Raw genomic sequence first — 13,706 nt, 5'->3', positions numbered from 1 at the left:
GTAAGTAGGGGAAGAATATAGTATTTAGTCTCCCTTGTCTCCCTTGTCTCCCTTGTCTACCTTGTCCAAACTTAAAATCGCCTCACAATAACTCAGTAGCATCTGAAGGCGTTGAGTCATCTGCTGCTGGCGGGTTTGTAAGGTCTGAGGTTGTCTAGCAGCTTGCAAAAATGTCACATCCATGATTAACAAGTTGAATTGCTTGCTAATTTCCGTTTGCAGCGATCGCACTCTCGACTCTACCGCTGGATCGATATCTTGACTATCTAAACTGGCAATCTGTTGCTGAAAGTATTGTTGTGCTGCTAATACATTCTGGCGCAGTCTGGGGGGTTCACCTCTGGTGCTGTCGCTGCTTGTTGTATTCCCTTTAGCAGTTCACTCAGTTTCTGATAGCACTGATAATAAAGATCTGGCAACATAGAGCGGATTAATAAGATATTATTAGTGTAAAGAATTATTTTTCAAAGCATAAAGTCCATTAATCTACCTGAGCGAATAAATTTGAGATTAAACCAGTTCGAGATTGAACCAGCTTGAAATTCAACCGCTTTGAAATTTGTCTTATTGCGTGCAATTTGGCAAGATATTTTCTCAATACCCCGATTTCTACAGATCTATTGCCATATGTACACTTCGGCAATAATTTCAGCCACAAGATTGTAGTTTATGCTACGCTTACTCATCCCCCAAAATTAAAGAGTGTTTGAAGCCGCCCCCATGAACACCCTGACTGCTACTGCCACCACTGTTTGTAATTCCTACGAATGTACTATACCTGACTGGTTACAAACCTGCCTTGTAGAGAATTCGGAATTAGAGACACAACCTACTGCGACAGATAATCAGCTAATTTGTCGTGCTTTTAACTTTGCTTACCAACTGCATCAAGGGCAATACCGCAAGTCAGGAGAACCTTACATTTGTCACCCCGTAGCTGTAGCGGGTTTGCTCAGAGATCTGGGAGGTGGTAGCGCGATGATTGCAGCCGGATTTCTTCATGACGTAGTAGAAGATACGGATGTAACCCTAGAGGACATAGAGCAACAATTTGGCGCAGAAGTCAAGCATTTAGTAGAAGGTGTTACAAAACTATCTAAGTTTTCCGAAACTTTTTCGAGTAAAACGGAACGACAAGCAGAGAATTTTCGACGCATGTTTTTGGCGATGGCGCAAGATATTCGCGTCATTGTCGTGAAACTTGCAGATCGCCTGCACAATATGCGAACTTTGGAACACTTACCCGATGAAAAACGCCGTCGCATCGCTTTAGAAACAAGAGAGATTTTCGCTCCACTGGCAAATCGGCTAGGTATTGGAACATTTAAATGGGAATTAGAAGATTTAACCTTTAAATACCTTGAACCAGAAGCATATCGTCAAATTCAAGACTTAGTAGCGGAGAAGCGCACAGACCGAGAAGCAAGGCTGACGCGGGTGATTGAAGTTTTGCAGCAGGGAATGGCGCAGTCACACATTCAATGTATCGATATTAGCGGTCGTCCCAAGCATCTATATGGTATCTACCAAAAAATGCAGCGGCAGCAAAAAGAATTCCACGAAATCTACGATCTAGCTGCAATTCGGATCATCGTCAAAACTAACGAAGAATGCTACCGCGCTTTAGCTGTAGTCCACGACGCTTTTAGACCGATTCCCGGTCGGTTTAAAGACTATATCGGCTTACCCAAACCCAATCGCTACCAGTCTCTACACACTACAGTAGTCGGCTTTACAGGTCGTCCTTTGGAAGTGCAAATCCGCACGATCGATATGCACCACATTGCCGAGTATGGGATTGCCGCGCACTGGAAGTATAAGGAAACGGGTGGCTCTAGCCATACCAAGTTTACGCCTGTAGATGAGAAGTTCACCTGGTTGCGCCAACTCTTGGAGTGGCAGAACGACCTCAAAGATGCTCAAGAGTACTTAGAGAGTATCAAGGATAATTTATTTGAAGACGAAGTTTATGTCTTCACTCCCAAGGGTGATGTCGTGCCTCTCTCCCCCGGCTCGACAGCAATAGATTTCGCTTACCGGATTCATACAGAGGTGGGAAATCACTGCGCGGGGGCGAAAGTTAACGGCAGAATGGTAACGCTGGATACAGCCTTAAAAAATGGCGATATTGTAGACATTTTAACCCAGAAAAACAGCCATCCCAGCTTAGATTGGCTGAATTTTGTCAGAACTTCAGCAGCGAAAAATCGGATTCGACAGTGGTACAAGCGATCGCGGCGGGAAGAAAACGTCGCCCGCGGACGGGAATTGTTAGAAAAAGAATTAGGGAAAACAGGTTTTGAAGCCTTACTCAAGTCAGAACCGATGCAAGCTGTAGCCGAACGCTGCAACTATCATAGCGTCGAAGACTTACTTGCTGCCCTGGGTTACGGGGAACTGACGTTAAACCTCGTTCTCAACCGCTGGCGAGAGATCGTGAAGGGGCAGCAACTCATTCCTGCCGAACCAGAAGTTCCTCTCAGTTTAATACCTGCAAATGCAAAATCACCCCGCGAAGCAGCAGTTGCACCTAAATCTCGCGCTAGCGAATCGCCGATCGCAGGTGTGGAAGGATTGCTTTACCACCTGGCAAAGTGTTGCAGTCCAATCCCAGGAGAATCCATTATTGGTGTCGTAACCACCCGTTCTCAGCGTGGGATCTCGATCCACCGTCAAGGCTGTCAGAACGTCGATAACATCCCTTACGATCGCCTCGTCCCCGTCAGTTGGAACGCTAACGGCGATCGCAATCCCCGTCCGCAGACTTACCAGGTCAACGTCCAAATTGAAGCGATCGATCGCGTCGGCGTATTAAAAGACATACTATCGCGCCTGAGCGACCAAAGTATCAACGTTCGTCACGCTTCCGTCAAAACAGCCAACGGTCAGCCAGCAATCATTGAATTAGGCTTAGATATTCGCGATCGCCATCAACTCGAACAGATCTTCAACCAAATCCGCAAAATGAGCGACATTATCGACCTGCGCCGCGTCGGTCAAGTAGATGAATGATAGTGGCTGGTGACTTGCGACTAGTGACTAGAGAAACATCTAGCCACCAGTCACTAGCAACTAGCAACTAACAAATCTGACTTTTTCAGACCTTTCCTCACTAGTCAACTAGGGAGCCATTTAGCGTCGTTTGGCGAAGTGCTGTCTATTTCTGACTTTTTCATGCTGGCAAAATCGAAGCCGTATTTTAATCTGTATTCATGGTCACATCAGCCTTGAAGCAGTTACCAAAAGTTTCAAGTAATGATTTTTGTAGAGACGTTACATGTAACGTCTCTACACTGTTAACTGACCACCCTTGGGAGGATTGCTAGGAACGACAAGACTGCAATTGTTGCGCTCCCGATAGGGGTAAAAACCAGAATACAACTGCTGCGATCGCGCTATTCGTCCAACTAAGCACGATTGACCCAGCAGTATTGAGTAAAGTAAGGAGTCGCAAATGCAGGTTGTCACATTACCTTTAGAATCAAAATTTACAGCTAGCCAAAACGCTACATTTGAAAATATATTGCAAGCTTGGCACTGGCAATTGGCATTCGACTATCCCGATCGCCGTGTAGCTACTAGAGACAGTATTGTTTGCTGGCTAATCGGAAACCATTTCGCGCAATTCGACCAGCTTGATGCAGAGCAAATCCGACTGATCCAGCAAGGGATGGCATATCGCTATCGGATTTTGCAGAATCGTTATTTGGGACAAGCGCCAAAACAAGGCTATTGTCGTCTCATGACTCGCTTAGGTAGCCTAGCCGTGCTGCAAAATAAGATTCGGATGATGGTAGATCTCAGCCGCGATCGCCGCCGTCAGGTAACGGAAGTACTACAAGAATTTTTGCAAGATTTACTGCAACGCGATTGCTACTTACAACAACAAATGACGGCGATCGCTAAATGTACGGACGATATTTGCCTACGACATGCCTTACTATTTACGACGATTGAAGAATACTGCTTGCGACCAGTTCGCAATCAACCGCTGATCGTTTATCGCTTGATCAATTACATGCGCCGCCTCTCGCCAGGAGGAGTCACGCAAGTTCCAAAACATGGAGAGATTCGGATTGTCTTTGCCCAAATTCCCACAGAAGACAGCGATCGCAGTTTCAGTTTGTTAGATGCCCAAGCAATCGAGCAAGATCGCGAGCAACAAGAAGCAGTCGAACAACAGCAGCAGCGAGATGAAATCAAACAGCAGCTATCGAAATACTTAGAGCAGAAGTTAGGACGTTTAGCCGTAGAGTGGTTAAGCTTATACCTCCAAGGACAATCGCAGCAAGCGATCGCTTCTCAGTTAAATTTAACGACTAAAGATGTTTATCGTCTGCGCGAAAAAGTCTGCTATCATGCTATGCGGCTTTTTCGGAAGTAACGCGGCATCTTTCTTTATGTTCCCCCTTTTTAAGGGGGGAGCCAGGGGGATCTTCTTTCCGTGAGTGGCGTAGTGCTGCGATCCCCCAACCCCCTTATAAAGCGGGCTAAGAGCAAAGACGCACATGAGATAAGTAACATCTTGTAGGGGCGCACGCGCCTCTACAACTCTTCTTTTTTCGTCAGTTTTTGAATTGAAAGTTGAATCGCAAGTGCAACTAAACCAATAGCGACAATACCGAATATACCCGTACCTAGTGCCATGATTCCTACAACCAGAGTACGGACGGCAGCAGCAATATTAACGACAGTAAAATTATCAGAATGAATTGGTTTGCGGGCAAACGTTTGAGCGATCGCGGCTGTGAGAGAATAGGCTGCAAAAGCAATTCCTGCCGAAATAACTGCCCCACTCAGACAGCGTAATGGAGTGGGTTCTGGCGTTTGTGTGGTTCGATCGTCTGACATTGGTAGTTGGTAGTTGGTAGTTGGTAGTTGGTAGTTGGTAATTGGTAATTGGTAGTTGGTTGACCGCTCCCTTGTCCCCCTTGTCCCCCTTGTCCCCCTTGTCCCCTTGTCCCCCTTGTCCCCTTCTCCCCTGCTCCCTATTAACTGACTTGAATTCCCCCACTACACATTCGAGCAATCCATAAGTCTAGATCGGGATCGGGGATCATTTGGCGGACTTGCTGGTGTACCTGCTGAGCTTGTTCTAAAGAAGTACATAAAGCAAATACTGTGGGACCAGAACCAGACATCATCGCACCATTAGCGCCGCTGGCTTGAAATGCTTGTCGCAGTTGCGAAACTTTTGGGTATTCTGGTAACACGACTTTTTCTAAATCGTTGTGCAGTTTTTGGGCAATTTCTGCCCCATCTTCATGAATAATCGCTTTCACCATCGAACCTGAGTGGACGGCTTGAGCGCGAGATTCTAAGTTTTGAATATTTCTCGTGTAGGTATGACCGAAGGTGGCGCGATAGGTTGAATACGCCCAAACTGTAGAGACTGCCAAACTACGGTGTTTACCGAGAACGATGTATAAATTATCGAGACTGGGGAGAGGAGAAAGCTGTTCTCCCCGTCCTGTGGCGATCGCTGTTCCGCCTGCAATACAAAAAGGTACGTCAGAACCAATTTGGGCTGCGAGTTCCTGCAATTCCGATTGCGTGAGTCCCAGTTTCCACAATAAATCTATACCGACCAAAACGGCAGCAGCATTGCTAGATCCTCCTGCTAATCCAGCAGCAATTGGGATCTTTTTGTGAATCGTAATTTCTACCCCGCCATATTGAGCAAAACTTTCTGGAAATTGTTTCGCCATCAGTTCGGCGGCGCGATAAGCGAGATTGCTCTTATCTGCTGGAACTTGGGCATTATCGCAGTGAACGCGGATTGTATCGGTACTAATTGCCCGCAGATCGATTTTGTCAGCCAGATCGATACTTTGTAGGATCATGACCAATTCGTGATATCCGTCTGGGCGATCGCCTAAGATTTCCAGATACAAATTTATTTTTGCCGGAGCAATCAGAGAATAGGAACGCATTCAGTTATCAGTTATCAGTTATCAGTTATTCAGTTATCAGTGACTAGTGGAACTAGTGACAAGAATTGAGTCTGGTTCCACTAGTCACCAGCCACAAGCCCACTCACCATCAACCAACTACCAACCACCAACTACCAACTACCCATCACCTAACCCATTACTCAAATTTACCCATTGAGTCACGCTTAAATCCTCAGCGCGGGCTTGGGGGTTTATATTCAATTCTTGCAGTAAATGGTTGAGGCGATCGCTATCGACTATTGCTTTTAGATTATTTCGTAACATTTTCCGCTTGGCACTAAAACCGATTTTGACTAAAGCTTCCAATTGCTTCGGATTGTTGGCTACAGTTGACAACGTTCGCGGACGCAACCGTACCACGGCAGAATCTACTTTTGGTGGTGGTTGAAAAGCTCCTGCTGGGACAATACAAATCTGTTCGCAGGCTGCTAAATACTGCACTCTGACAGACAAAGCCCCAAATGCTTTCGATTCAGGTTTAGCATATAGTCTATCTGCCACTTCTTTTTGAACCAACAATACAATTGATTCATATGGCTCTGGGTTAGGTGCGGCAATTGTACCCAGGAGTTTTTCTAGAATTGGACCAGTAATGTTGTACGGAATGTTAGCAACAACTTTATTTGGCTTTTGAAAATTTGGCAGTGGAGCTAATAAAGTCGCTAAATCTAAATTTAGAAAGTCACCTTGCAATAGTAAAAAATTTTCTACTTTCTTTAATTTTTGTGTTAGCAACTGACAGAGATCGCGGTCAATCTCCACCGCTACTACAGATGAGGCGAGGGGTAAAAGCCGCCGAGTTAAAACAGCCGTACCAGGACCAATTTCTAAAATGCGATCGCTTTGTTGAATCTCAGCCGCCTGTACGATCCGATCCAAAGCTTTCTCGCTCTTAAGCCAGTGCTGGGCAAATTGTTTTCTAGTTCTTATCACTTAACGGGTAATTGGTAATTGGTAATTGGCTCTGGATTTATCTGCGTTCCTCCGCAACAGCGAAAAAAATATCAAATAAGGTAGAAAAATTTGCATAGTTACTGTAGTCAGACATTCCCTACGATGAGACAGAAGCGATCGCAGCCTGCTTCATCTTAGCTTTGTGGCGCGGGAAAACAATATCCGAGCGTAACAATCGATCCATCATGTCAACCGTTAGGGAAAAGAAAACTCAGTTCGAGGAGGAATCAGGTGCGAAACCCAAGGGTTGGTGGCGGATTGCCTTAGCTCTAATTCTGGGAATAGCAACGGGAGCTTTGGCGCTGAGTAAATTGCAGCAGAGTCAAACCCCCGCACCTGTACCCGTAACTCAAAAACCCCCAAAGATAAATGCTGTTAGTGCCTTGGGACGTTTAGAGCCGCGTGGAGATGTGATTCAATTATCTGCCCCTAGTTCTTCCTTTGCTCTGGAAGGAGCTAGAGTACTTCAGTTGATGGTAAGAGAGGGTGAAAGAGTACGTAGCGGTGATGTTATAGCCGTTTTAGATAACCGCGATCGCGCTTTGGCAGCTTTAGCCAAAGCCAAGGAAGATGTCAAAGTCTCTCAAGCAAATTTAGCCAAAGTCAAAGCAGGGGCGCAAACTGGAGAAATTGAGGCACAGCAAGCAACAATCGCCCGTCTGCAAGCCGAACTCGCCGGACAACAGCAAATCTTACGAGCAGCGATCGCCCGCCTAGAAGCCGAGCAGCGTAACGCCGCGATCGATTTGCAACGATACCAGCAGTTGTATCAAAACGGTGCGATCTCCTCTCAAGAACTCGATCGCCGCAGTTTGAATGCTAAATCTGCTACCGAACAATTAAACGAAACTCAATCGACTCGCCAACAGACGATCGCGACGTTGCAAAGGCAAATTGAAGCAGCAAAAGCAACTTTAAATAAAATTCAGGAAGTTCGTCCAGTGGACGTACAACTGGCACAATCTGAAGTTGACAGAGCGATCGCGGCGATGAAACAAGCTCAAGCAGACTTGGCACTCGCCTACGTGCGCGCGCCAGCTGGCGGCGAAATTCTCAAAATTCACACTCGCGCCGGAGAAAAAATCAGTTCCGCAGGCATTGCAGAAATGGGACGCACCGAGCAAATGATCGCCATTGCCGAAGTCTTAGAAGAAGACATTGGCAAAATCCGCCTCGGTCAAAAAGCCGCTATTAGTAGCGAGAATCTCGCCTTCGCTGGTGAACTGAGAGGCACAGTCATTGACGTTGGCAGGCAGATCGGTAAACAAGATGCACTCGACAGCGATCCCGCCGCCGATGTCGATGCCAGAGTTGTAGAAATCAAAGTCGGTCTACCCCCAGAAGCCAGCCAACGAGTTTCCGGTCTTACCTACGCCAAAGTTATCGTCAAAATTAATATTTGATTTGGAAATGGGTAATAGGTAATGGGTAATGGGAAAGAAATCTTAGGGCGGGTTCACCTAAAATCTCTTTTCATAGCGAATTAGGCGTGGTAAATCCACCCTATCCAAGTAGGAGCGAGTTTCTCGAATATCCCTGAAAAAACAAAGAGTTTTGCACTTAAACCCTTTCATACCCAAATCATCAGAATTTTACCAATTACCAATTACCAATTACCAATTACCAATTACCAATGAGAAAATTCATTCAACGCAAAATTCCGTTAGCGTGGTTGCAATTGACTAGGGAAAAGCCTCGGCTGCTAGTTGCATTAGCTGGAATTGCCTTTGCTGATATTCTCATGTTTATGCAACTGGCTTTTCAGCAAGCTTTATTTGATAGTAACGTGCGTTTGCATTCTAGTTTAGATGGCGAAATTGTCTTAATCAACCCTCAATCTAACGCCATCAATTTTTTAGAAAGCTTCTCTCAAAGACGCTTGTATCAAACTTTAGCACTTTCAGAAGTTGCATCCGTACATCCTATATATTTAGGCTTGACTGAATGGAAAAACCCCGAGACTAGAGCGCTAGCTGAGGTTTTAGTTATTGGAACTAATCCCAGAGATAAAGTTTTCAATTTACCAGGGGTACAACAAAATATAGAAAAAATTAAATTGCCCGATGTCGTCCTCTTCGATCGCGGTTCTCGACCGGAGTTTGGCGCGATCGCTTCTGAGTTCGAGCAAGGGAAAAAGATTACAGCCGAGGTAGGCGGAAGACGAATTAAGGTAGGAGGCATCGCTGAATTAGGAGCATCTTTTGGTTCTGATGGAAATTTGATTACCAGCGATCAAAATTTTTTGCGCTTATTCAAAGATCGAAAGTATGGCTTAATCGATCTAGGTGTCATTAAATTAAAACCAGCGGCAAATGCTGAGATAGTTTTAGAAAAGCTAAGGCAATATTTACCTGATGATGTCAAAGTTTTTTCTAAACAAGAATTTATCGATTACGAAAAAGACTACTGGGCGCGCAGTACTCCAATTGGCTTTATATTTACCTTGGGAACAATTATGGGTTTCATTGTCGGAACCGTCATCGTTTATCAAATTCTTTATAGTGAAGTTTCCGATCATTTATCTGAATACGCCACTTTAAAAGCAATGGGATATACGCAAACCTATTTATTGTTAGTCGTTTTTCAAGAAGCTTTGATTTTAGCCAGTTTGGGTTATGTACCTGGGTTCGCTTTTGCAATTTTACAATACAATTTAGCTAGAAACGCAACTTTGCTGCCAATTTTTATGACTGCTAGTCGAGCAGTCATGGTATTTCTATTAACGGTTCTCATGTGTTTTATTTCTGGTTTTATTGCGGTGCGTAAACTACGTTCTGCCGACCCAGCAGATATTTTCTAAGCAAATGAAAAAAGAACCTGCGATCGCTATCCATAATCTCAATCATTACTACGGTAAAGGGGCGCTTAGAAAACAGATATTATTTGATATTAATTTAGAAATTAACCCTGGAGAAATTACCCTTGTAACTGGAGCATCAGGATCGGGTAAGACGACATTACTAACTTTAATTGGCTGTTTGCGTTCCGTGCAAGAAGGAAGTTTAAAAATTTTAGGCAAAGAACTTTTTGGTACGAGTGAAAAACAGCTAGTAAAATTTCGTCGGCAAATTGGTTATATCTTTCAAGCTCACAATTTATTAGGATTTTTAACAGCAAAACAAAACGTACAAATGTCAGTGGAATTAAACCGCGATCTATCTCCATCATCAGCTGAGGCTAGATCGATAACTATATTACAAACTGTAGGTTTGGGTCATCGAATTGATTACTATCCAGACAATCTTTCTGGAGGACAAAAACAACGAGTTGCGATCGCGCGTGCTTTGGTAAACCATCCAAAAATCGTCCTAGCAGACGAACCTACAGCCGCATTGGACAAGCAATCGGGACGCGATGTCGTCGAACTCATGCAATCTCTAGCTAAAGAACAAGGATGTACTATTTTGATGGTGACTCACGACAACAGAATTCTCGATATTGCCGATCGCATTGTCGATATGGAAGACGGTCGTTTAACCTAAAAAATTGCCAACAAACAAATAAAGAATCGACAACCATATTGATAACCAGCGACCGATTAAAGCGATAGGCTATTTTTAAGTCAAAAGTGAAAAGTCAAAAGTGAAAAGTCAAGACTGTTAACAACTGAGCATGAATTATCCCAACTGATAACTGACACCTGACAACTTTGTACAGACGTTACATGTAACGTCTGTACTGATAACTGGTAACTGACAACTGAAAGAATATGCCTAAGACTCAAGATCCCTTTCCTCAGTCCAAAAATGGTAAGGCAAATTCTAGTAACACTCTGGGTACAGAATCTCATCAAGGGGACTTGAAGAAAAGTAACACGGTACGACCAATTCAGCAGATGCGATCGTGGAATTTGAAATTGAAAGCAACGATCGCGGCTGTTGTTGCTAGCGCCCTTCCAGCACTAGTAGTTGGTACGACGAATTACTTGGGAACTCAGGCAATTCACAAACAAGTTACTCAAGCCAGACAGCAAAATGTCACTGAGTTAACCACAACAGAAAATGCCCTGCAACGGCAACTACAATCGCAAGTCCTGGAAACTGGATTAATCGCAGCTTGGGCGGCGGCGATCGCATTTTTTTTAGTGCATCGTGCTATTCGTCCAGTGCTAGATGCTACAGCAGTTTCTACTAAATTAGTCAATAGATTGAGTCAAGAAGATCTAGATGCTCGCGATCGCGTTGCTGGTCAAGACGAATTAGTTGCCCTAGAGTCAAATATCAGCGCGATCGAACAACAATTGCCAAAACTGTTATGGCAGCAAGAAGCTGAAGCCGAACGTGCCAGAATCTTGATGAAGATCGCGCACCAGATCGGGGAATCGCTATCGGAAGCAGATGTTCTTAGAACGACTGTAGAAGAAGTCCGTAAAGCCTTTAAAGTCGATCGGATCGTAATTTTTCGGTTCGATCGTGACCGAAAAAATTCCGAACTCCGAATTCCGAATTCCGAATTCCGAATTCCGAATTCACTCGACTGGGATGGAACTTTTGTAGAAGAATCGGTAGCATCGAGCTATCCCAAAATGCTGTGGGCGACAATCGATACAAACTTTTTCCAAGGAGAAAACATCGAGTTATATCGCCACGGTCGCGTGCAGGCAATTGATAATATTTATCAAGCGGATCTGCCTGATGCTCGGATTGGACTACTAGAGAGATTCGCGATCGCGTCACAATTGAGCGCTCCAATCATCAAAGACAATCGGCTATATGGCTTATTAATCGCCAATCAGTGTAAGCAGTCACGCTCCTGGCAGCACTCGGAAATCGATTTAATTGCCCATGTAGCAACACAAGTCGGGTTTGCGCTCAAACACGCTGATTTGCTCGAACAAATAGATACGAAAGCCAAGCAAGCCAAGCTATCGATCGATATTACCCGTCGCATTCGAGCTTCGCTCAACGAAGAGGATATGCTTAAAACTACCGTTGAAGAAGTCCGTAAAGCGATGAAAACAGATCGGGTCATCGTTTATGGCTTTGACTTCAATTGGTACGGTACGGTCATCGCTGAATCAGTCGTACCAGGGTTTCCCAAAGCTATGTGGGCGCAAATTCAAGACCCGTGCTTTGCTGAAGATTATGTAGATAAGTATCAGCAGGGTAGGATAAATGCGATCGAAGATATCTATGCTGCTAATTTAAGCGAGTGTTATTTACAACAACTCGAACCATTTGCAGTCAAGGCAAATTTAGTTGCACCCATACTCAAAGACGATCGCTTATTTGGCTTATTGATTGCCCATGAGTGTGCTAAAACCCGTCATTGGCAGCAATGGGAGATCGATTTATTTACCCAGTTAGCCGCTCAAGTCGGATTTGCCCTCGACCATGCTAGGTTGTTACAACGTATCGATGCTGAGGGTTCTCGCAGCCAACTACTCGCCCAGGTAACGCGCCGAATTCGAGCCTCGCTCAACGAAGAGGACATTCTCAAAACTACCGTTGAGGAAGCCCGTAAAGCGATAAAAACAGATCGCGTGCTGGTGTATGGTTTTGACGCTGACTGGTACGGTACGGTCATCGCCGAATCGGTCTTACCAGGATTTCCCAAAGCTATGTGGGCGCAAATTCAAGACCCGTGTTTTGCACATGGTTATGTTGAAAAATATCAGCAGGGAAGGGTAAACGCGATCGATGATATCTATGCTGCGGATTTGAGCGAATGCTATTTGCAACAGCTAGAACCGTTTGCTGTCAGAGCGAATTTAGTTGCCCCGATTTTGAAGGACGATCGCTTGTTTGGTCTGTTAATCGCTCATGAGTGTGCCAAGCCGCGCCATTGGCAGCAATGGGAGATCGATCTATTTACCCAGTTAGCCACTCAAGTCGGATTTGCCCTCGACCATGCTAGGTTGCTCAACCAAATCGATCGAGCCTATCAAACGGCTACAGCGACATCTCAAGAGGAACGCCAGCAAAAAGAGGGACTTCAGCGTCAGATATCAGAACTGCTGCGAAGTAGCCAAACCTCTGTCAAAACTCTTTCCCAAGAAGCGATCGCCCAAATGGATTCGGTTACACTTGCCTACGATCGCGTCCAGGCTGTGGCTCAAGTCACGGAAAAAATCGTTGCTACCGTTCAACAAACAGAACGGCAGGTTGAGCAAGCCAAGCCAACAGTAGAAACTGGCGGTCGGGTTGTCAGTCAAGCTGTAGATACGATTGTTGCTGCCCAATCGGCAATTATAGACGTTACCCAGAAGTTAGATCGCCTCGATCGCGCCACTCAAAAGCTACCGAGGATGATGGAGACGATCGCTCAGGTGATGTATCAACTTCAGTTGCAGACGATGAATATTAAGTTTGCTGTCTCCCGCACTAGCAACGGCAGAGGTGAAGAATTTACTTCTATGTCAGAGAAGATACTCTCTTCACTTCAGCAATTGGAGACAGAATTTAGCCAAATTAAACTTTTGGTTGCCAACATTCAAGCGGAAACAAAAGAAGCCGCGATCGCAATTGACGGTTCGGAAGCAATTTTCAATCCGCAATTAAGGGCAGAAACTCAGCAAAAGCTAGATCGAATTGTTGCCTTCAGCCTACAGATGATTGCCTTTTTTGAGCAAGTTTCTCAAGTTGCAGCTAACCAGTCAGAAGTTTCAACTTCAGCCGAGCGAGCTATTGTCGAAGCAGCAAGCATCGCTACCAAAACTTCAGCCCAAGCAATGGCAATGGCAGAGTCTTTAACAAAACTCGCCGCCGTCACTCAAGAGCGATCGCAATAGGTAATTGGTAGTTGGTAGTTAGTAGTTGGCGAGAGGCAAGAGGTTTATTAATTGTGAATTGTGAATTG

Annotated in this window: 11 protein-coding genes; 6 read left to right on the top strand and 5 right to left on the bottom strand. The window is 44.9% G+C overall.

Annotated elements, in window-relative coordinates; all coding sequences use genetic code 11:
- Window positions 1-24: 24 nt before the first annotated feature.
- Window positions 25-279: a heterocyst frequency control protein PatD gene (gene patD / locus M5J74_RS18145; RefSeq protein ID WP_250017144.1), complete on the bottom strand. Its 255-nt coding sequence runs from the start codon at window positions 277-279 to the stop codon at window positions 25-27.
- A gap of 441 nt (window positions 280-720) precedes the next feature.
- Here patD and M5J74_RS18140 point away from each other — a divergent pair, with 441 nt between their 5' ends.
- Complete coding sequence (locus M5J74_RS18140; RefSeq protein WP_015155478.1) at window positions 721-3,012, top strand: bifunctional (p)ppGpp synthetase/guanosine-3',5'-bis(diphosphate) 3'-pyrophosphohydrolase; 2,292 nt, start codon at window positions 721-723, stop codon at window positions 3,010-3,012.
- Window positions 3,013-3,322: 310 nt separating this feature from the next.
- Here the strand turns inward: M5J74_RS18140 and M5J74_RS32800 are convergent, their stop codons facing one another.
- Complete coding sequence (locus M5J74_RS32800) at window positions 3,323-3,454, bottom strand: hypothetical protein (RefSeq protein ID WP_256498352.1); 132 nt, start codon at window positions 3,452-3,454, stop codon at window positions 3,323-3,325.
- Between M5J74_RS32800 and M5J74_RS18135 the strand changes: the two genes are divergently transcribed.
- A complete protein-coding gene (locus M5J74_RS18135) occupies window positions 3,455-4,384 on the top strand; it encodes a hypothetical protein (protein WP_015155477.1) in 930 nt (309 codons plus the stop codon). It begins immediately after the preceding gene.
- A gap of 161 nt (window positions 4,385-4,545) precedes the next feature.
- Here the strand turns inward: M5J74_RS18135 and M5J74_RS18130 are convergent, their stop codons facing one another.
- The 3 genes from M5J74_RS18130 to rsmA all read right to left on the bottom strand — a co-directional run bounded on the left by M5J74_RS18130 (window position 4,546) and on the right by rsmA (window position 6,887).
- The gene (locus tag M5J74_RS18130; protein WP_015155476.1) at window positions 4,546-4,851 is read right to left on the bottom strand and encodes a DUF3082 domain-containing protein; all 306 of its coding nucleotides are present in this window, start codon (window positions 4,849-4,851) and stop codon (window positions 4,546-4,548) included.
- Between the two features lie 140 nt (window positions 4,852-4,991).
- Window positions 4,992-5,933 carry a 4-(cytidine 5'-diphospho)-2-C-methyl-D-erythritol kinase gene (ispE, locus tag M5J74_RS18125; RefSeq protein ID WP_250012674.1) on the bottom strand — a complete coding sequence of 314 codons (942 nt, stop codon included), beginning with the start codon at window positions 5,931-5,933 and terminating at the stop codon, window positions 4,992-4,994.
- Window positions 5,934-6,071: 138 nt separating this feature from the next.
- Window positions 6,072-6,887: a 16S rRNA (adenine(1518)-N(6)/adenine(1519)-N(6))-dimethyltransferase RsmA gene (rsmA, locus tag M5J74_RS18120; RefSeq protein WP_250012673.1), complete on the bottom strand. Its 816-nt coding sequence runs from the start codon at window positions 6,885-6,887 to the stop codon at window positions 6,072-6,074.
- A 206-nt stretch (window positions 6,888-7,093) separates the two neighbouring features.
- Here rsmA and M5J74_RS18115 point away from each other — a divergent pair, with 206 nt between their 5' ends.
- The 4 genes from M5J74_RS18115 to M5J74_RS18100 all read left to right on the top strand — a co-directional run bounded on the left by M5J74_RS18115 (window position 7,094) and on the right by M5J74_RS18100 (window position 13,638).
- Complete coding sequence (locus M5J74_RS18115) at window positions 7,094-8,311, top strand: HlyD family efflux transporter periplasmic adaptor subunit (protein ID WP_250012672.1); 1,218 nt, start codon at window positions 7,094-7,096, stop codon at window positions 8,309-8,311.
- Window positions 8,312-8,541: 230 nt separating this feature from the next.
- Window positions 8,542-9,708 carry an ABC transporter permease DevC gene (devC, locus tag M5J74_RS18110; RefSeq protein ID WP_015155471.1) on the top strand — a complete coding sequence of 389 codons (1,167 nt, stop codon included), beginning with the start codon at window positions 8,542-8,544 and terminating at the stop codon, window positions 9,706-9,708.
- A gap of 4 nt (window positions 9,709-9,712) precedes the next feature.
- Window positions 9,713-10,390, top strand: coding sequence for a DevA family ABC transporter ATP-binding protein (locus tag M5J74_RS18105; protein WP_106169071.1), 678 nt, complete (start codon window positions 9,713-9,715; stop codon window positions 10,388-10,390).
- 227 nt (window positions 10,391-10,617) lie between these two features.
- Window positions 10,618-13,638, top strand: a complete 3,021-nt coding sequence (locus M5J74_RS18100) for a GAF domain-containing protein (protein ID WP_250012671.1) — start codon at window positions 10,618-10,620, stop codon at window positions 13,636-13,638.
- Window positions 13,639-13,706: the final 68 nt, after the last annotated feature.

Source organism: Chroococcidiopsis sp. CCNUC1, from assembly GCF_023546805.1.
In the GTDB taxonomy this organism is placed as follows: Bacteria; Cyanobacteriota; Cyanobacteriia; order Cyanobacteriales; family Chroococcidiopsidaceae; genus Chroococcidiopsis; species Chroococcidiopsis thermalis.
The sequence above is the reverse complement of the archived record's forward strand: the minus strand, read 5'-3'. Positions and strand labels throughout refer to the sequence as shown.